This window comes from Humiphilus diazotrophicus, assembly GCF_059726315.1.
In genome coordinates, this window is record NZ_AP040870.1 from 2,670,398 (window position 1) to 2,689,452 (window position 19,055).

Genomic DNA, 19,055 nt, shown 5'->3' on the forward strand with positions numbered 1-19,055 from the left:
ACGTTCCTCCTACGAATGTTCTAGAAATTCCATGACAAAGCCGATTTCACTCTTTTGAAGCTTCTCAAAGTCGCCTTCAATCACCACCTTGCCTTTATCGAGGAGAGTCAGCCGATTCGCGATCGTCTTAGCACTGTGCAGATCATGGGTGACCACAATGGATGCCATCTGATGTTCCTCCTGGAGTTTGAGGATCAAATCATTAATCTCCGCGGAGCTGATGGGATCGAGACCAGCAGTGGGTTCGTCGAGTAGCAGGATATCCGGCTCTAGAGCCAGCGCACGTGCCAGACCCACTCGTTTCTGCATTCCACCTGATATATCGGACGGCATCTTTTTCAAGTCGCCTTCCATTCCCATCTCTTTCAATAATGTTCTTACCCAATCATCCTGTTCCGATTTTGACATTTCCTTTCTATGGTGCTGAAGAGGAAAAGCAACGTTCTGTTCAACGGTCAGCGAATCGTAAAGCGCTGAATGCTGAAACAGAAAGCCCATTTTCTTTCTGATTTCGCTGAGACGATCAAGAGATAAACCTGCGATATCCTGACCGTGGACGCGAACCGATCCAGAGTCGGGCTTCTCCAATCCGATGATGAGCTTCAACAATACGCTTTTGCCGGTGCCACTGCGACCTAAGACCGCCAGAGTCTCTCCTCGGCTCACGGTAAAGCTAATTCCATCTAGAACCTTTTGCTTTCCAAAAGACTTATGTAAGTTATCGAGGGCGATAACTGGCGAACCATCGCCTTCTTCGGGATCTTTTCTCTTCGTCATAATCTGATTCACTGTGTTCATCCTTGTTTTACGAGTAATCTGGACACTCTTTCTTTACGGGAAAAATATGATGATGAACTTCACAAGCACGACATCTGCCAGGATCACAAATAGAGAAGACAAGACTACAGAACTTGTGGCAGCACGGCCCACGCCTTCTGCTCCTCCCTTTGTCCGCATTCCCTGGAAACAAGCGATCAGCCCGATAATCAAGCCAAACGCTGCAGTCTTAAACGTGGGTGGAAGAAAGTCATTAAACGTTGCCCCCTTAAAACCACTATTAATAAACTGGTGCAACGAGAGCGGTTCAGCGACAGCCTGAGCGACCCAACCCATCACCAATCCACATACATCAGCAGCAAGAGTTAAGAGAGGCATCATTAAGATGCATGCGAGGATGCGAGTTGCCACCAGTAGCCTATAGGGATTCACCGCAGACACTTCAATGGCATCTATCTGCTCGGTCACCTTCATAGATGCAAGCTCTGCACCAATACCTGCGCCCACTCGCCCACTTACTACTAAGCCGGTAATGATCGGGCCGGTCTCGTGAATGACGGAATACACTATAGCGGCAGGAAGCATCGATTTTGCGCCAAAACGTGTTAGGCTGTAACGTGCTTCCATTGAGAGCACTACACCCGTCGCGGCACCAGCCAAAGCGACCAGTGGCAGCGACTTTGCCCCAATCTCGTCAAGTTGTTGAAATAGTTCACGGAATTCAAAAGGAGGCGTTACCGCAGCTCTTACAACTCGCCAAAGGAAGATGCTGAGATCGCCAAACCACTCAAAAAACTCTTTAAGTGCGCCCTGCATCCACCGCAGTACATTCAAGCTCAGATACGGCTCAGGAAGCACACCCAAGTTCACAGCCGGCCTGGTGTCGCTGCCGCTCATTGGTCTACACCCGCATCTTGTGCTCCGTGGCTGTTTCTCAGATGCATGCGAGAAAACAAGGAGTGAGACTTATTGGGAAGAAATTCTAGAGCAATGTTCCCACCTACAAATCCAAGCAGATTGTAGTTACCCATCCGGGACGCATCCTTAGCATTGTAGCGATCAGGAAACCAGCCATTGATGGCTGTTGTTGTGCCAGCATATGGGGCAACTAGTGCTGGAAGAGAGAAGACTCGGTGACCGTCTTCGCCTCGGCGTGCCGTCAAGGTTGAAATCATGGCATGCCCCAAGCGAGGGAATATGCCTTTACACTTACAGCGGTAATACAAGGTATCTTCCTTAAAAAGTTCGGCTAGTCCATAACGTGTCGTTGTACTTACCGCCGCAATGCCAAAGTCTGAGCCCAATCGCTTTCCGTACCCCTCAGCACCTTGCTTCCACTCTGGCGGAGCATTACTCGCCTGATTAACTCCAGCCACAAACGCAGAACCGATGATGGGATAGGGGCCAAAGGTATCGAAGAGATAATTTTGAAATTTCGCCGCAGGCAGAGGACGCGTATACTCTGGATTCGACTCCGACGGTATATTTGCAACACCTACCGTTCCACTTCCCGGATCGGCCAATAACTGTGCCTTTATCCACACAGGCGAGGCCACGAGGACTACAACGACCAGGAACCGAGGTACAATTCGTCGCATTTTCATATCGGTTTCTCCTTAGCCAACCAATGAATCCCTCTTGTGCGCTCAAAGGCTGGTGACCTCCTGATGCGAAGCCACATACTTTAGAGATTCTGCAGGATGTTGATTTCGAAGGCTGTTCCTTTTTGCTCAAGATCAGAAATTAAGGACCCAGAGTTGGTCATCTTGCAGCAACAAACCGTTCATGCTGCTCTTCTTCTTTGGTGGGCCAAAAGTGACTGTTCAAGATACTTTAGTAAAGATCAGCGTTAAAAGATGGGTTTCGGATGAGATAAAGCTACCGTGGTCAATATTGCTCAGCAGGTTAACGCGGGAAGCATGATACTCACAATTGATTGGGTATTCTCCATGGCGGAGAAGTCGCAGGAACATTCGGTGGTGAGCATGGTTCTACCCTGGCAGTCAATCCGGCTAGGAATTTGTATGTGCGAAGTCTCGGGCGGTCCTACTCGCAAAGGAAAGAACCATGCCAGTCTCCTACCGGCCATTGGACTAACTGGATTACCTGACTCTTGACACAGGTTTCGCTCTCTTGGCTTTTGCAAGGCGAGTTCATGAGAGCAAAGCACTTGGGTGGAGATGGATAAAGATCTCGCCCGAGGTATGTTGAACGGATGCGGAACAGCGAGAACCTGCGCTGATCTTGCATTCCGTTCAACACTTAACCTCCACGATAAGAGAAAGAACGACGGACGACTGAGCTCTCCCCATCTGCGCTCCTTTCGCAGAGGATACGAAGGCGACAAGCGCCGGAATATTGAGGTAGGGAAGCATACATAGGAGGAAATCACACCTCCATATTCCAAAACCTGAGCGTTTTGTTTATTCCATTTATTCTGGCGAGCTTTGTTCATGCTCAAGAGTTTTATTCCCCCAGCAAATTCATCCAGACGATGAATACACATCAGGAAATCGGCAAGCGTGAAAACGTGACTCACTGAGCAAAATTGCACAGCATTTATAACGTCGTAATTGGAATATATCTCAAGGTGCTCACCCCTAGCGGCGGCAGCGATGTCAGATCACACGGCTAAATTCCCCTGGAGAAAGCACCCCTTCTAGCCCGCCGCCGCTTTAAAACCAATTTGCAGAATCCGTTGCGCCTCAACCTATTCACAGTGTGCAAAAGTGTACATCGATCTCGACGTAGTTGAAGTAGGGTCAGGACGAAGAGGCACACCACCGTGCACCGTATTCTCACACGCAAGTCCGCGCGCTCCGCTCTATCGGATCTATTTCTAGCCACGGTCGGGTGCTTTGTATTAATCCGTTCCTTCCGCCTTTTCTTCCGTTTGCAGGGCCGGGCGAACTGGCGATGACGTTCAATTCCGGACGTCCCGATGTCTCTCCCCTGCAAAGGAGTTTCTCTATGACCACACCTACCCATGACAAAGAATCGCGAGCCGCCAAGCTTCTTGTTCCAGACGGTTTCTCCCCCGAAGATGTGAAGAACTTATCCAGCGTACTGAACGCGCTCGTAGCCGACGCCTTTGCCCTTTACCTCAAGACCAAGAACTTCCACTGGCACATGAGCGGACGACATTTCCGTGAATACCATCTGCTCCTCGATGAACACGCCACTCAGATTCTCAACATTACCGACATCATCGCTGAGAGAGTACGCAAGATCGGTGGCACCACTATCCACTCCATCGGAGAGATTGCCCGGCTACAGAGAATTACAGATAATGACGAGGAGTTTGTGGGGCCAAACGAGATGTTGAGAGAACTCCACGTAGACAACAAGACTTACGTGGAGAGCCTGAGGGCAGCGCACGTAATCACCAGCAAAGCCAATGACTACGCGACAACCAGCCTGATCGAGGTATGGATTGACGAAGCGGAACGACGCGCTTGGTTCCTGTTCGAGGCAACGCGGTAAGGAATCTTCAACCCAGCGCCGCCGCTGCTATCTCCTGTGCGCCATCAGCGGCGGAGAACCGAGTCCGGGGACCGAAGGCTGAGGTGAGTTTAGGCGACACCCTCCCCCTGCGCGGGCATTTCGTTTTCTTTAGTCAGTGTCAGCGAGACTCCCAGGACACCTCTCATCCTCCGCAGAATTGAACTTCTGCACCTTCACGTCCGAGGAGAGGGCAAACATCGGTAAGGTAGAAATTCCATACCAGTTCAGGTCGAATTTATACCAAGCCAAGAACAGTAAGAACTATGAAAAGGAGATTCACATGTTACTGCTAATTATTATCCTGGTTCTACTATTTGGTGGTGGCGGCGGCTACTACGGATATTCGAGATGGGGAACAGGCGGGGGAATTGGTATCGTCGGAACAGTCCTAATTATTGTCCTGCTGGTTTATATGTTCGGCGGAATTCGCATCTAACAGGGATCGGGTACCGCTCCTGTGAGGTCTCGAATAATCCACTCGAGTAGATAGCTTTGCCGATATAGAACAACCGTCTACTCGCTGCTGCAAATTATCGGCTCCCGCCAAAGCCGCATCGGCAGGAGGGCGAACTGTCGAAGGTGAAGGCTCCATATTCGACATAGCAGTCCTCAGGTCAAGGCCAGGAGCGGACTGAATTTCTCCAGCAGATCGGTCCTTATTTTTGCTCCTTAATTTCCGCCTCAGGAGAAGGTTCTTCCTGAGGTTCGAACACACTGGAGCGCACAGGAAGTCCACTAATAAGCCCATGATAATTTGTAAACTGTTCCCCGAGAAGGACCACACCCTTGGATGTGATTTCATATTCACGGATATCTTTAGAGTGATTTCCACCGCGCATCTTGATAACGACCAGAATCTTACGAAGTTTGCCTTTGATGGATACGTATCGAAGCCGAATGATGTCATCGGTAAGGAATGAGATGGAATAGGTACTAAACGGGAATTCGACAAAAGACTCGTCGACTTCAACAGTACTTAGAATCGTCACGCCAATCCCCGTCAACGCAAATATCATCCTGTAAAGTGATTCGCGAAAGTCGGCGCGGAAGCCAGGCGATAGCGCCATCTCAAAGCCCGCAAGGGAATCGATCACCAGGCGTCTGGCGCCAATCCTCTGCACTGCATTGAGAATCGAGTGCATGGTTTCATCCACCGAAAGATCCAGCGGACGAAGATAGAGGATTGCGAGTCTCCCGTCTTGCTGTGGAGTGTCCAGATCCAAACCGAAACTACCGGCCCGTTCCGCATACGCTTGCGGACGCTCTTCAAAGACCGCCACAATCCCCGGTTCTCCCTGACGTATGCCTTCAGCAATGAACTGAGTGGCCAGAACCGATTTCCCCGTCCCCGAAGACCCTGCCACCAGGACACTATCGCCTTCGGGAATACCTCCACCCAGCATTGCGTCCAATTCCGGAATACCGAGAGAAAGGCGTTTCCGGCTGAGCGAATTTTTCTTTTGTCGGTTCAATCCGAAAGTGCGCGAAAAGGCTTGCAGTCCGGCATCGGTAATGCGGAAGGTATGCAGGCCCGGAACGGAAGCTTGCCCGCGGAGTTTTATTATTTGCAGCTTTCGCACAATGGAGTTTCGCTCTGCCGTTTGACGCAGCCAGAACAAACCATCGGCAACTGTAAATATGGGATTATCGCGTAACTCGTCCTCGGCATATTCACCGATTAAGAAAGTTGTAGCTTGCCAACTGGCCAAAAACAGGGCCAACCGCTGAATGAAGGATTGCAAGTCCATGTCGCTTTGCGGCTTCCGAACCATGGTTCGGAAGGAATCCACCACCACGACGGCTGGATTAGCCTTTTCTACTTCTTTGGTAATCTCCTCCAACACAGCGCCCAAATCCTTCTCTAAAACAACCTGGCTCAGGTTGATAAAACGGATTGAGTCGGGTAGCTTGGCCGGATCGAAGAATGTGTATTGTTGCTGGTAGCGCAGCATTTTTATGGCAGATTCGCCCAGCACAGTGAAATAAAGAGCGGGATGCTCAGGGCTCGCATTGGCAAACACGAATTGGTGTGCCAGCGTGGTCTTGCCGCTTCCTGGCGCACCCGCGATGATATTAAACGAGAACTCGGGAAGGCCGCCGCCCACGATTTCGTCGAGGCCCGGAACTCCAGTCGGTAGTTTGTGGATCGTCACTTTATCTTGTGCGCTCACGCTTTTCTCCCCTCTCCCGAATTACCATCGTCGAGAGTTGCATCTGGCCACACGTCCCGCACCAGGCTTAACGTTAAAGCTTCGCCAAGAAAGATATGAAGCAGTCCGAGTAGCCGAGCAATAAAGATGACGCCGTCCTCGTCTGCCTGATTCTTGTCAACTCCATTTTGAGAGTCAAGCTCGCCCAGTCCATGTAAAGATCCATCAGCTGCAACCTGCACTGCACTAAGACCGGAGACCTCCCGCTTGGCTAGCACCAAAGCACGAGAAGCCAGCGACTGAAAAGCGGCAACTCCAGCCAGTGCACAGAGGCGTTGGCGCAGCTTTTCATAGACGCGAAGGGTTGCAGCCCCCGTTGGCTCGGAGGTCTCGCCCGTGATGGCTTCACAGGCTAGAAGATGCCGGGCCATATCTCGCATCGTAGAGGAAATCATCATTACTGTTTCCCTGCAGTTGCACTTCAACATTGACAATGAGGCGCAGATTTCAATGGTATCCTATCGTGGCTCTAGCCGCAGATCCATCTTTGGGCTTTGCCCATGCTTTTGCTCCTCTTTTTTTGGGGGGGGACGCAGGTAAGCCGGAATTTCAACCAAAGCGGCAGGATAAAACCCACAGTTGTACATTGCCGCAACTCACATCACATAGCGTTTCGGTGACTGCTGCGAAACGTCCTCTTTCGGACCCTCGGACTTGCTTCGCATAAGTGCGAAAACATCTAATACCGTCGCAATATTACGAAGGTTCTCCGCGACACTTACAAGTCCATCTTCCATACCGGGAAGTCTGTCCGCCAGAGTTCCGAGCTGTTCGCTCACGCTTTTTAGCCGGTCAACTTGTCGCAAAAGACTTTCGAACGCCTCGTCCCTTCGTGATCTAGCTACTACGGTATCTGTTGTATCCGACTCCGTCCCGGCTGCAACCTGAAGACGCATATTCTCTATTAACCGCAGCGTTGTCGCTTCGCCAAGGAAGGTGAGCAATAGCCAAAGTAATTGTGCAATCAGAATGACACCAACCTCGCCATCCTGATCCGTACCCGATTGTGACTCTCCCCCTACGAAACCGCTTAACCATCCATCCGCCGTGACCTGCACTGCGCTGAGTTGTGGAGATTCCGCTTTGGCAAGCGTTAAGGCACGAGAAGCGAGCAACTGAAAACCATCAACCCCTATAGGAACACACAGGTGTTGGCGTAGCCTGCTAAAAACACGAACAGTCACAGACTCCGTTTGCGCGGCAGCCTTGTCAACGACAGCTTCCTGAGCAAGCAAGCTGCGAGCCCAATCGCACATCATTAGTGGAGGAAGCATCCCTTCCGTTCCTTACGTGCTACGCCGTACGCGTTAAGGTTAGCATGAGACGACGATGCCTGTACTGCAAACCCCCACCAAATAAACGCAGGAACAGCTGACGCGGGTAACGGGAAGGCAAAGTCCCAATTCAAGCCGGGAACTCCACTTCAGAGCCGACCTGAAACTTATTACTCGCCGGACAGAATGTTAAACCGTGCAGTGGACTTCGGATCATCAATCGCCGCGGATCTCCGAGCAGGCTCTATCTGCCAATTCGGCATCTGTAACGAGGGCATTGGATTTGCCCGAAAGAGCTTCTTGCATTGGCGTGCCGTCCATCGCGCCCATTTCTTGGACTTCTTCCGCCGCGCGCTGTCAGTCGATATCCCCGTACCCGCGTACATTTGTCGATAGAGCTTGGACAAAAAGATGAATGCTAAGCGAGCGTGCAGATTGGGTGTACACGAGGAACGTTGCCAGATTGAACTCCAATCATAGAACCGGTCCCACACCTTCTGCGTCCGCTCACGAATCTCGTCCGCGCTCATCGTGGGGTGTGGTGTAAACATTTTGGGGCGAACCTCAGCAGGAATCAGCCAATAGCGAGTAATGGGCACACCTTCCACCATCGTCGGATTCTTGCTCTGCTCTTTTTCCCAGCGTCCGAAATCCACCGTGCCCGGAAATGGCGTCATCATCACGAATTGTGCAAAGGTGATTCCCGCCTTTTGCGCCAGTTCTGCCGTCGCGTCGAATGTCTCCGGCTTGTCTGTCGGTAATCCGAAGATGAAAGAACCGAGTACATGTACTCCATGTTGTCTGAATTTCTGCAGCTGTTTCGCCAGCCCCTCGCCCGAGTAGTTCCAATCTTTGAAGATCGCCTTCAGGCCCTCCGGAGTTACGGCTTCCACGCCCACAAGGGCTCCCTTGATGTTAGCCTTCCGCATGGCATCCAGATATTCGCCATCTTCGCCCGCCTCCATAGTGATCTGTGTAAAGAACACCATGTCTTTGGGCAGTTTCGCCAGTTCTGCCATCAGCATGAAACGCTCCTGGCGAATGGCTGCCAGTTCTTCGAGCTTCACAAGATTGTTCTGCTCCCGCGCCTGGCGCAGATCCGTCAGTGTGACTGGATAGAAGTTATCGTCGGCCAGCGCAATGAACCGGAAGCCCAAACGCCGCAGGGTTACGATTTCATCGACAACCTTCTGATGCTGCCGTTGGCGGGGCTTCTGTCCATCGGTGCGCCACACACTGCAGAACGAACAGTGCTTCGGGCATCCACGGATAGTCTGCACCGAGGCCCACATATACTTCTCGGGCCGTATCAAGTCCCACCGAGCAGCAAGGAACTCAGTGCCTTCAATACGTCCGCCCTCGTAAATTCTCTCCGGCTTGCCGGACAGGCAGCCCGCGACTGCTTTGCCCCAGGCGATGTCGCCATCGCCTCGCACCACCGAGTGCGCTTCTCCACGCTCTAGCGCCTCTTCTGGATAAAGCGTAGCGTGAATACCGCCGTATACTACCCACGCACCCCGCGCGCGAGCCATCCGCCCCACGTGGTACCCGCGTAGCGCATTACCGGTATGCACACTGATGCCGACAATATCGCCCGCCTGGATGTTTTCTGGATCAAGCTGTTCAAGAGATTCATCCACAAGGATGGGATCTCCCGCAAATTCCGGTGTTGCTGCCGCTAAGACAAATAGCCATCGCGGAGTAATAACCGCCGTTCCAAAACAATTATCGCTCGGATTTATTAGGTAAATACTCGTAGAAACCTCTTTCGAGCGCTGTCCTTAACTTCAGAAACTGATGATCGGTATCAGGGAAAGTAGCTGAAAATACAATACTGCGCTCTGACAGGTAATCGAGGCGTTCCGTGACCTGCTGGTTCCCAATCATACACGCGTCCGATCAATTCATGACTGAGTCTTAAAAGAAGAACTCAACAAACTTTATTGAAGTCGGTGGCTAATCCAGCCGCAACGATATGAGGGCGCCCTAGTAGAACACCTGAACCATACGAAGTCAAACAGATCTCAGTACGAATCTCCAACAACATCCAGTTAGATGCCAACTTTTACGAAAATAATTCTTCGATGAGGTGAGCAATATTGCTCAGTGTCGCGTTTTCGAAAGTGGCATCCTTTCCACGAAGAAGGTTCTATCGGCTGAACGTAGTTCTATGTCCAATTAACTCAAGACGGGTGATGGTTCATGAACGACAGATCTAGGCACCGACTCCTTGTTGTCGACGATGATCGGGGAGTTCGCGAAAGTATGGCAATGCTGTTGACCGCCGCAGGGTATGAAATCAGCACTGCAGAAAATGGCCTTGATGCTCTTCTGCACCTCAGGAAGTTCGCGCCTGACGTCATCATCTCGGATCTTGCCATGCCTCAGATGTCTGGCTTCGAATTTCTCTCTGTTGTACGCCGCCGCTTTCCCGATATCCCAATCGTTGCAGCTAGCGGCGCCTACGATTGCGGCAGTCGTATTCCCGACGGAATTCCCGCAGACGCGTTCTATGCCAAGGGAGAGAATCGCCCAGAAGAACTCTTACATACAGTCGCTGAATTGATCCGCAGCTCCAATGCATTAGCGATAAGCCATCGGCGGAAATCAATTCCTATTTGGATACCGGCAAACGGAGAGGATTCCAATGGTTTACCTCTCATCGTGCTGACTTGTTCGGAATGCCTCCGATCGTTCTCCCCGTGCATACTGTATAAAGACGCGGAAATCCAGGAGACCTGCTGCCGCTTCTGCGCAAATCCAATCAGATACATCATTGACTTCTCTCATTCCGTTTCTGCGCCAAAACACGACATGGTCACGGAATTTAGAAGCAGACAGTTACAGATGACGCAGCCCTAAAGCTCAGGAGATATAGAAGCATTTTATAGCTCCATAACTTCGACCAATCCGTTACTGAAGATTTACATCTGCCGGCAAACTTGCATCAGGAAAGCAGAAAGCATGGATCACGCCGGTTTGATGGGGGCACGTCTTCGGATAACGATACATGAAGGATGCCCAATGCATCCGCACTATCTTGACTTCCACAGGCTTGTTCGATGAGTGGCATCAGGCAATCGTGGCCCGTACCCTCGGCAAGCGTTACATCTCCTCCGAGTTCCGCAGAAGGGGGATCTATAAAGTAGAAGCCTCTCGGAGAAAGGTTGCATAAAATGCCTTCGCAAACCGTAATTACGAATATCGAACCAATTGCTCCAGCGACTGGTCGCTCCCTGGTCGATACCGGACGATATGAACATGACCTCCGCCGCCAACTAACTAAGTTCTCAAAATGGATGTATCGGAGTGGATTCTCTCCCGGAACATCCGGCAATCTCTCCTGCCTGCTTGATAAAGGTCCCGGTAGGGACGCGTCTACGCATACGGCTCTTATGAAGGATGAGTGGCGTTGAAGCGGGCGTGTGGATAGGGATGCAGGATTCGGGGTATGGGTATCCACCTGTTGAAGACCGGAGTGAGTGACTCTCAACGCTTCTTTGCGCGTTGGCTGCGGCGAACCAGAACGTTCCGCCAGAGCCGATTGAAGAAGCTCAAGCTTGATGCTCTTAAGCTTCGCTACCATTCGCTGTTTCAACGCAACAATGCTCAGATGTGATCTATTTCTATTGACCTTTATGTTCAAGGTATTTGGGGCAAGGCGGGTCATCCTGTTTTGTCTGCTCCTCTCTTCGCAAACCGATAGTACCTCCTCCAGCAATTGGCGCAACGAACAGGAAATAGTGCGAATATGCCTAGAATGCGATCGAGAGGATGCGACTCGGCCTCAATGAATTCGGTAGAACCACACAGCGGACAGTTCAGCCTTGTCCACAGTAATCGGGGAAGGCCATGAGGCCAGTTCGCACTTACGATATCCATTCAGTCTCCTCACTATCAGACGTCAGAGTATTGTTATAACTTGCGGCCACAACCGGCGCTGGAGTTCTCGTCCAACCAGGAAAGAAGAGCGTGGATGCTGCTGGTAGCCATGGCCATACACTCGTCAGCCGCGCCGTAATAGAGGCGAATCGTGTCTCCATCCGCATCGATGGTTTGTCCGCAGGGAAACACGACGTCACTGACATCCCCTTGTCGTTCATAGGAAGCTTCCGGACCAAATATCCAGGAATCTCCTCGTTTCAGGCAGACATCGGGCTGGTTGAGATCGAAGAGCGCCAGACCCAGGCGATAGATGCCGCCAGCGGCCGTCTGCCGAACGCCATGATAGATCACCAGCCATCCCTTTACAGTTTCTATGGGCGGAGAGCAGAGCCCAATCTTGTTCGCATCCCACCATCCCCCGCGTCGCGCCGCAAGCATGACCTTATGACTACCCCAATGGCGCAGATCTGGTGAGTATGAGATCCAAATATGTGCACCGAGTGCTGTCATGGGCCGATGAATCAGAGCCCAGCGACCGTCCAATTTTCGAGGCAGCAAAGCCGCATCTTTGTCTTCCGGCGTCATGATCACACCGTATCGCTCAAAGCCCTTGAAATCTTTGGTCAGAGCCAGCGAAACTCCCGGGCCACCCTTGGAAAAAGAAGTGTAAACAATCGCATATTGCTCTATTTCTGGAACATATGTAATTCTTGGATCCTCAATACCCCAAATTTCTTCGGGATAATCGTCGGGATTTGCCATCAGTGTCGGGCGAGAATCAATACGCCATCCATCGATTCCATTTGGAGAACGAGCAGCACACAGGTGCGATAGACCGGTGCGATCTTCTACTCGACATAGCAACAAGGTATCTCCGTCCGCCAAGCGTGTTACACCAGCGTTGAAGACACTGTTAATCGGATATGGCCACACTTCCCTGCTCAGAATCGGATTGCCGGGATAACGAGTGAACAAGGGAGCATCAGTGTGCACCAGCGACTCTTGTTTTTGATTGCCGACAGGCACAGCGGAAGAGATAGTTGGATTCATAGTTAAGCATCCCTCAGAGTCTCAACGTTAGTGTCGATGAGGCGCTTGCTCCAATGGGCAGGAAGTAGTGATGCAATGGTCATCAATCCGAGGGGAGGTTGCGCAGCACGTTTCCCCTGAAACGCCAGTGCGTGGCGGAAACTCCAATACGTATCGGGAAAACTGGGACAAATGAGTAACGCATTCATGATTCACCCTAGCCGCAGGAATGCGAGATATTCCTCAATTTAGAGGGCATAGCACCAAACTGTCTGAGCAATAATGCTCAGATTTTCAACGGATATGTTGCGACCTTTAGGGCGCTTCTCGGGTTTCATCGGCAAAGGGACAGACCAAAAGTTAATTCCAAGCCATCGCGGGAGAATGCTCAATTTTGACCATTCTCAGAAAGCACCCTGGCCGATGATAGCCAATGTGAGGTGGCAATGAATTGCGACCTTTACGACAGATTTGTGTGATGCGAATTCAGCTGAGCACAGAGCTACTGAATTGCTAGTAGCAGACGTCTAGAAGCATCCTGAATCGATGTTCTCACCTATTCCAAAGGAAACAATGATTCCTGTCCCTCGCGATGAAATGAGGTCAAATACTCGGCTCAAGGCTGCTGTCGTTGTCGCTCATCCGGACGACGAGACGCTCTGGTGTGGAGGCTACATCCTAACGCATCCGGAATTTCTTTGGCGTGTCGTGACCTTATGTAGAGGCGTGGATCCGGATCGTGCGCCAAAGTTTCGCCAGGTCTTGCAGCAATTGGATGCGAAGGGCGAAATGGCGAATCTGGATGATGGACCTGATCAGGTACCGCTATCGATCGAGCAGGTGCAGGAGACCGCAGTCCATCTACTGTCTGGAGAGAGCTACGACCTGATTTTGACACACGGCCCGAAGGGCGAATACACACAGCACCGTCGGCATCAGGAGTGTTGCCAGGCTGTCGTTAAACTTTGGCGATCGGGAACTATCGACACAAGGCGGTTGTGGTTATTTGCTTACGAAGATGGAGGACGGATGTACTTGCCTCGAGTTCGCGACGACGCGGATCGGCGGGATATATTGGCAAACGATATTTGGCTAGAAAAGCGTCGGCTGATTACGGATTTTTACGGATTCGGGCCCGACAGTTGGGAAGCAAAAACCACTCCGCGGGAAGAAGGGTTCTGGTGCTTTGACTCGGCACAGGCAGCGGCACAGCGTACGGTATTCAGCGAGCAACAATCGTGAAGGTACTTGTGCTGACCGAATACCCACCACCGGCGGCCGGCTTAGCAATGCAAGGCGAGTTGTTGTGCAGGGGGCTGTGCGAGATGGGCGTGGACGTTCACCCGGTACATTTAGAATCGGCGCTGGAAAAGGAATGGTACTATCGCTGGTTCCAGCCTGACATAGTGGTTGGCGTGGGATTCTGGGGCCATCTTCCACACCTGGTTCTACACCCGCAAAAGTTTGGAATGAAAGCCGTACCATGGCTGGTTGCCGACGGTTATATCGCGGAACACCGCGAAGTGCTGAACGCTCTGCCGTTGATCTTGGTCACCTCCAACTGGGTAAAGGAGGTCTATGTCAGAGATGGCATCAGGGGAGACAACATCGCAGTGCTGCCGGTAGGTTGCGATACAAACCACTACGCACCGTGCAGCCACGATGACCTTAAGATCCAAGCGATCCGCAAGACTTTGGGAGTGGCGGATGACCAGATCATGATTCTAACTGTCGGCGGCGACGCGGCATCGAAGGGAGCCCAGGAGGTCATGCAGGCGCTGGCGCTGATCGATGCCGAAGTTCCCGATTGGAGATTTGTCTGCAAGGTGTGGCCTCAATCTCGCACGGTTCAACAGAACCTGATCGACCTCAAACTGGCAGCGGATCTGGGAATCGACAAGAAAGTCATCTACTCAACCAACATCGTCTCGCAAAACCTCATGCCCTACCTGCTGGCCGCCTGCGATATCTATGTTGCACCATCTCGGCTAGAAGGTTTTGGAATGATTCAGGTTGAGGCAAACTCCTGCGCAAAACCGGTGATCGCGATTGAGGCAATGGCCTTTCTCGATACGATGATCCACGGAGAAACGGCATTCCTGGCGAAGGTGGCAGAAGAGAAAAAAATTAATGAAGGGGTCTTCGGAGAAGGCCATGGGATCGAAGATAGTCGTCATATTGTGTTTTCGAACCCGCGGACAGCAGAGTATCGAGCCAGCGTGCCCGATATAGCCAGATATCTCCTGATGCTCATGCAGGACAGCGACCTGCGACGAAGGATGGGCGAAGCGGGCCGAAAACACGTAACCGAATTATTCGACTATCGCCACGTAGCCAGACGTTTTCTGGAGATCGTGTCCAGCCGATTGGGGATTCATTAGGCAACAGGGCAACACGGCGCGAGTGCCCGTCAAAGACACCCTGCAGGCCATTGAGGTATCCATGGTTATAGACGAAAAATCGCTTGCATCCATTCATCAAGCTAAAGAGGCCGCCCTTCACGTCCTGCTCCATAACGCGCGTGGGCCGTTTCAAGGATTGCCCCGGACTGCTGGCTGGGGATATCCGGAACCGTATACGCGAGACCTAATGATTTCGGCCTTGGGCTTTCTGGCCACCGGCAACGAAGAGCTTGCAGACGCGCTACGGCGCACACTCGTGGCACTGGCAGCCAATCAGACCCCGCGCGGCCACATCCCGTCCCTAGCACACGATCCTGCTGACCGTGGCGCCAGCGATACAACCCCACTGTTCCTTTTTGGCTTGGCACTGTACAGAAAATCCGCCAATCAACCGGAATTTCTCAACGAGGCGGCACTGAAAGCTTTGAAGTGGATGCAGTACCAGAGCCCTGACGACCGCGTGATGGTCTCCCAGTTACCGACCAGTGATTGGCGTGATGAGCAGTGGGTGATGGGTTATGGGTTATACGTAAATACGCTGGTCTATGCGTATCTTCTACTTTACGACGAGCACAGAGCCGCTGGTCAGCTGCGCGAGTCAATGAATCGTCTGGAGATCTGCGGCGAGGAAAAGAACGCACATGAGCATGAGGGACTTGTCGTGCCATGCAAGCCCTATTACGCGCTCTACTCCTACAAAATCCTGAACAGCGACCGTTTCGATCTGCTCGGCAACAGCCTGGCGATTCTAACTGGGATTGCTTCGCCGCATCGGGCACAAACCTTGGTGGCATGGATTGAAACCGAATGCAAAGCATTACGGGAGAGCGGAGAACTTATCGTTGATTTGCCACCCTGCCTGTTTCCATATATTTTGCCCAATCATGCCGATTGGCACCCACGATACGAGCGATATAACAGGCCCGGCGACTATCACAACGGCGGAGTCTGGCCGTTTGTCTGTGGCTTCTATGTGGCGGCATGCGTAGCGGCGGGGCGGATGGATCTGGCTGAGCAAAAGCTATTGGCGTTAACTGAACTGGTCAAACCATGGCATGAAAACGACGTAGAGTGGGGTTTCAACGAGTGGATTCAAGCACAAACAGGTAAGCCCAGCGGACGTGATTGGCAGACCTGGTCGGCCGCTATGTACCTGTACGCTACTGAGTGCGTGCAGAAGCAAGGGACTCCGTTCTTCGACGAGATACGCACAGGCAGCACAAGATCTCTCACCAGTTGCGATTGACGCGTCATTACGCGGACTTATTTCCAGGGCCCGGTTTGAAGCTGATAGGTTACGGCCATCATCCCCAAACACCTTCCCTGCGCTGCTTCTTAAATCTGGTTGATCCAAGGTGATTTGGGTCAAAACTGGCGAGCAGTGCAAATAGGCCATACAGTGAGCTGGTTTGCACAGCATTTCTAGCAAGAAGTAAAAGAATCTATAAAAAGCTCGCAGGGAAGTCCATCACTCAACCTGACGAACTCCCCCAGGACCAGGGAAAGCCCTGACATTAAAGTCGCTGGCCACTATTGGTCCTTGATGTGGTGACATTGCGGTACTTCAATGAAGTGGCTGATCATGGCATGCCCTCGCAATGATGAAACACACGAGAAACGATATAGGTATTTAGGTCTATGTCACAGGCCCGATATATTCTCGTTGCGGCATAATCGGCCGAAATTAAACTGACAGAGCCTTTTTACTCTATTACTTCACCTGGAGGATATCGTGATATCAACATTCAATATTGGAACCATTCTGATTAAAGTACAACCTCCAGTACTGCAGATTCTTGAGGTTGAGACTGAACCCTGGACTGAGAATTGGAGAATTATCAAAGGACTAGACAGTTTTGCATTCAGCCGCAAGGTCAATGCGGCAGGCTGGAATTCTTTCTTCATAGGAGGAGAGATGAGAGCAATGTTTCTAGGCACTCCCAAGACAGATAAGATCCAGGATGCAATAACACGAATTCTTTCCCGAGTTAAGGATCAACACTTCAATGGTCTGGAGATAACCGACATAGTCTCGAAACATTGCTTCGGAGTTTCATATGTTACCGTTTCGACACACTCTCGACATATCCAGCAGAGTTGTTTCCTGGGAAACGCCCGCGATCGAACTTCCCAATTGGACCCTCATCTCCTATAGCATTTTCGTCCTAATCCTAGACAAGGGCTGCACGAAGAAGAATTGTCTGCCTCACAAAACCCATCTGTCTCAATAGATGGCAGAACACAGCTTTCGAGCGGAGAGTTACAATTCGCGCTCCATCTGGACGATGGGAAGAGTGATTCTTACTCAACTATTACTTTGAAGAAAATATTCATTTGATACCCATCCCATCTAAATAAGCAGAGGGGAATATGCTGTTTTCAAGGTTCATCATCCACGACAGGACTTTTGCGCAGCCCATCGTTTGGCTCACCACTTTTTTCATGATCGTATTTCATATTGGAGCTTTAGCGGCTCTGTTCGTATTTAGCTGGAAGGCATTTTTGCTTTCGATGCTGTTGTGGTGGATAGCCGGAGGACTCGGTATCGGCATGGGCTACCACCGACTATTGACACACCGTGGCTACAAAATACCCAAATGGGTCGAATATTGTTTGACGGTATGCGGTACGTTGGCCTTGGAGGGAGGTCCGATCTTCTGGGTTGCCACACACCGGATTCACCACCAAAATGCCGACAACGACGGCGATCCGCACTCACCCCGTGATGGTGGCCTTTGGGCTCACATGGGATGGATTCTCACAGGAAAGACCATGCACAATAATTCGTCCGACCTGCTGCCCTATGTTCCCGATCTTCGCAAGGATAAATTCCACGTATGGATAAGTCACTGGCATTGGGTGCCCATTACAGTCCTAGGCGCGGTCCTTTTGGCTGCTGGCGGATGGCAGTATGTTCTATGGGGCATCTTTTTGCGAACCGTCCTAGGGCTTCATTCGACGTGGTTGGTGAACTCTGCGGCTCATATATGGGGAACACGACGGTTCTCCACGCATGACACATCCAAGAACTGCCCATGGGTGGCGTTGCTAACATTTGGAGAAGGATGGCATAACAACCATCACGCGCACCCCCAATCGGCTCGTCATGGACTGGCTTGGTATGAGTTTGATCCAAACTGGTATGGGATTTATGCACTACGGATGATTGGCCTCGCACGGGACATAAAGGTCTTCAAGCTTCCCTTTAAGGTAGATGGCAAGCAACAATATGAGAACTTGAGTGTCCCCTCTCTCTCTGCTTCGAAGCATACAAAATATATCGATAGCGCTAAGGATTGAATGTAACGGGGTTAGAGCATTTTCCGTGTAGGTGTACACCAGGGAATGAATATTTGCGCGGCTTTTCCGTCAAGGGAAACCACACCTCGCTGATCTTAGCCAGTGCATGGCAATGCAAAAATGCTCTAGACAATGAAAATCGGACTCATACTTCGTTCCATCCAAGAACACGAGTGTCCTGAGGACCGCGGTGTTGTTGGCCTTGAGCATGGAATCACCATGCTCAGCACTGAGGCCCCCACGAAAGCTGTCTTACTTTGGAGGCTTCTGCCTCGTCTGAGCCGATTTTCTCCTGACTATGCTATCGCCCTTGAAGCGAATAACAAGCTCTAGATCCCACTATGACCAATTGCCTCTTCTACCAGGAATGGAAAATTTGTGCTGTATTTTCGCGAAGGACTCGAGGTCGAATTTTGCTGCACGTAGAAAGTTAGAATGCCTTCTCGAACCTCAATCCGGCTCGCGTCTTCAAATTGGGTGGATGTGCCTTTAGGCTCATAGATCGTGACTTTGGCCATGTGTTACCTCTTAGGCTGATCGTTCATACAGTTAGCCTGAATCTGATATTAACGGGGGGGTTTTGATTCTGATAACAAGAGACACCCAGCGACCGTTGAGTGTAGGCCAAAGACCATGCTGATAATCCTATAATTCACTTGTGATCTCGTAATCAT

The 19,055-nt window shown here is 51.3% G+C and carries 17 protein-coding genes; 9 read left to right on the top strand and 8 right to left on the bottom strand.

Going from position 1 to position 19,055, the window contains the following annotated elements:
• Positions 1-9: 9 nt before the first annotated feature.
• From AC6I7T_RS11760 to AC6I7T_RS11770, 3 genes are read right to left on the bottom strand one after another with little or no spacing between them, the layout of a single operon-like run.
• Positions 10-777, bottom strand: a complete 768-nt coding sequence (locus tag AC6I7T_RS11760) for an ABC transporter ATP-binding protein (protein ID WP_497793615.1) — start codon at positions 775-777, stop codon at positions 10-12.
• Positions 778-831: 54 nt separating this feature from the next.
• On the bottom strand, positions 832-1,674 hold the full coding sequence (locus AC6I7T_RS11765; RefSeq protein WP_497793617.1) for an MlaE family ABC transporter permease: 843 nt from the start codon (positions 1,672-1,674) through the stop codon (positions 832-834).
• Positions 1,671-2,375 carry a hypothetical protein gene (locus AC6I7T_RS11770; protein WP_497793619.1) on the bottom strand — a complete coding sequence of 235 codons (705 nt, stop codon included), beginning with the start codon at positions 2,373-2,375 and terminating at the stop codon, positions 1,671-1,673. Before AC6I7T_RS11770 ends, AC6I7T_RS11765 begins: the two co-directional genes overlap by 4 nt.
• A 1,372-nt stretch (positions 2,376-3,747) precedes the next feature.
• Here AC6I7T_RS11770 and AC6I7T_RS11775 point away from each other — a divergent pair.
• Positions 3,748-4,260: a Dps family protein gene (locus AC6I7T_RS11775; RefSeq protein WP_497793621.1), complete on the top strand. Its 513-nt coding sequence runs from the start codon at positions 3,748-3,750 to the stop codon at positions 4,258-4,260.
• 301 nt (positions 4,261-4,561) lie between these two features.
• A complete protein-coding gene (locus AC6I7T_RS11780; RefSeq protein ID WP_497793623.1) occupies positions 4,562-4,717 on the top strand; it encodes a DUF3309 family protein in 156 nt (51 codons plus the stop codon).
• Between the two features lie 220 nt (positions 4,718-4,937).
• Here the strand turns inward: AC6I7T_RS11780 and AC6I7T_RS11785 are convergent, their stop codons facing one another.
• The 4 genes from AC6I7T_RS11785 to AC6I7T_RS11800 form a co-directional block, all read right to left on the bottom strand.
• Complete coding sequence (locus AC6I7T_RS11785; RefSeq protein ID WP_497793624.1) at positions 4,938-6,452, bottom strand: DUF7125 family protein; 1,515 nt, start codon at positions 6,450-6,452, stop codon at positions 4,938-4,940.
• A complete protein-coding gene (locus tag AC6I7T_RS11790) occupies positions 6,449-6,889 on the bottom strand; it encodes a hypothetical protein (protein WP_497793626.1) in 441 nt (146 codons plus the stop codon). The genes AC6I7T_RS11785 and AC6I7T_RS11790 overlap by 4 nt, the downstream gene beginning before the upstream one ends.
• A 198-nt stretch (positions 6,890-7,087) precedes the next feature.
• Positions 7,088-7,765 carry a hypothetical protein gene (locus AC6I7T_RS11795; RefSeq protein WP_497793628.1) on the bottom strand — a complete coding sequence of 226 codons (678 nt, stop codon included), beginning with the start codon at positions 7,763-7,765 and terminating at the stop codon, positions 7,088-7,090.
• Between the two features lie 170 nt (positions 7,766-7,935).
• A complete protein-coding gene (locus AC6I7T_RS11800; protein WP_497793629.1) occupies positions 7,936-9,405 on the bottom strand; it encodes a B12-binding domain-containing radical SAM protein in 1,470 nt (489 codons plus the stop codon).
• Between the two features lie 562 nt (positions 9,406-9,967).
• On the opposite strand from AC6I7T_RS11800, the gene AC6I7T_RS11805 reads away from it, so the two are divergent.
• Both AC6I7T_RS11805 and AC6I7T_RS11810 read left to right on the top strand, forming a co-directional pair.
• Positions 9,968-10,627, top strand: a complete 660-nt coding sequence (locus tag AC6I7T_RS11805) for a response regulator (protein ID WP_497793631.1) — start codon at positions 9,968-9,970, stop codon at positions 10,625-10,627.
• Between the two features lie 314 nt (positions 10,628-10,941).
• The gene (locus tag AC6I7T_RS11810) at positions 10,942-11,181 is read left to right on the top strand and encodes a hypothetical protein (RefSeq protein ID WP_497793633.1); all 240 of its coding nucleotides are present in this window, start codon (positions 10,942-10,944) and stop codon (positions 11,179-11,181) included.
• Positions 11,182-11,680: 499 nt separating this feature from the next.
• Here the strand turns inward: AC6I7T_RS11810 and AC6I7T_RS11815 are convergent, their stop codons facing one another.
• A complete protein-coding gene (locus tag AC6I7T_RS11815; RefSeq protein ID WP_497793634.1) occupies positions 11,681-12,700 on the bottom strand; it encodes a glycoside hydrolase family 130 protein in 1,020 nt (339 codons plus the stop codon).
• 552 nt (positions 12,701-13,252) lie between these two features.
• On the opposite strand from AC6I7T_RS11815, the gene AC6I7T_RS11820 reads away from it, so the two are divergent.
• From AC6I7T_RS11820 to AC6I7T_RS11840, 5 genes are all read left to right on the top strand, one after another.
• A complete protein-coding gene (locus tag AC6I7T_RS11820; protein WP_497793636.1) occupies positions 13,253-13,921 on the top strand; it encodes a PIG-L deacetylase family protein in 669 nt (222 codons plus the stop codon).
• Positions 13,918-15,060 carry a glycosyltransferase family 4 protein gene (locus AC6I7T_RS11825; RefSeq protein ID WP_497793638.1) on the top strand — a complete coding sequence of 381 codons (1,143 nt, stop codon included), beginning with the start codon at positions 13,918-13,920 and terminating at the stop codon, positions 15,058-15,060. Before AC6I7T_RS11820 ends, AC6I7T_RS11825 begins: the two co-directional genes overlap by 4 nt.
• A 61-nt stretch (positions 15,061-15,121) precedes the next feature.
• Positions 15,122-16,327 (top strand): glycoside hydrolase 100 family protein, encoded by a 1,206-nt coding sequence (locus tag AC6I7T_RS11830; RefSeq protein ID WP_497793639.1) that lies wholly within the window; start codon positions 15,122-15,124, stop codon positions 16,325-16,327.
• A gap of 486 nt (positions 16,328-16,813) precedes the next feature.
• Positions 16,814-17,236, top strand: coding sequence for a hypothetical protein (locus AC6I7T_RS11835; protein WP_497793641.1), 423 nt, complete (start codon positions 16,814-16,816; stop codon positions 17,234-17,236).
• A gap of 215 nt (positions 17,237-17,451) precedes the next feature.
• The gene (locus AC6I7T_RS11840; protein WP_497793642.1) at positions 17,452-18,381 is read left to right on the top strand and encodes an acyl-CoA desaturase; all 930 of its coding nucleotides are present in this window, start codon (positions 17,452-17,454) and stop codon (positions 18,379-18,381) included.
• The last annotated feature ends 674 nt before the right edge of the window (positions 18,382-19,055 follow it).

Bases quoted from the DNA above. Each gene is read 5' to 3' on its own strand.
- AC6I7T_RS11840 (WP_497793642.1), top strand. From the start codon at position 17,452: ATGCTGTTTTCAAGGTTCATCATCCACGACAGGACTTTTGCGCAGCCC.
- AC6I7T_RS11780 (WP_497793623.1), top strand. From the start codon at position 4,562: ATGTTACTGCTAATTATTATCCTGGTTCTACTATTTGGTGGTGGCGGC.
- AC6I7T_RS11805 (WP_497793631.1), top strand. From the start codon at position 9,968: ATGAACGACAGATCTAGGCACCGACTCCTTGTTGTCGACGATGATCGG.
- AC6I7T_RS11770 (WP_497793619.1), bottom strand. From the start codon at position 2,375: ATGCGACGAATTGTACCTCGGTTCCTGGTCGTTGTAGTCCTCGTGGCC.
- AC6I7T_RS11830 (WP_497793639.1), top strand. From the start codon at position 15,122: ATGGTTATAGACGAAAAATCGCTTGCATCCATTCATCAAGCTAAAGAG.
- AC6I7T_RS11760 (WP_497793615.1), bottom strand. From the start codon at position 777: ATGACGAAGAGAAAAGATCCCGAAGAAGGCGATGGTTCGCCAGTTATC.
- AC6I7T_RS11820 (WP_497793636.1), top strand. From the start codon at position 13,253: ATGATTCCTGTCCCTCGCGATGAAATGAGGTCAAATACTCGGCTCAAG.
- AC6I7T_RS11790 (WP_497793626.1), bottom strand. From the start codon at position 6,889: ATGATGATTTCCTCTACGATGCGAGATATGGCCCGGCATCTTCTAGCC.
- AC6I7T_RS11775 (WP_497793621.1), top strand. From the start codon at position 3,748: ATGACCACACCTACCCATGACAAAGAATCGCGAGCCGCCAAGCTTCTT.
- AC6I7T_RS11810 (WP_497793633.1), top strand. From the start codon at position 10,942: ATGCCTTCGCAAACCGTAATTACGAATATCGAACCAATTGCTCCAGCG.
- AC6I7T_RS11765 (WP_497793617.1), bottom strand. From the start codon at position 1,674: ATGAGCGGCAGCGACACCAGGCCGGCTGTGAACTTGGGTGTGCTTCCT.
- AC6I7T_RS11795 (WP_497793628.1), bottom strand. From the start codon at position 7,765: ATGCTTCCTCCACTAATGATGTGCGATTGGGCTCGCAGCTTGCTTGCT.
- AC6I7T_RS11815 (WP_497793634.1), bottom strand. From the start codon at position 12,700: ATGAATCCAACTATCTCTTCCGCTGTGCCTGTCGGCAATCAAAAACAA.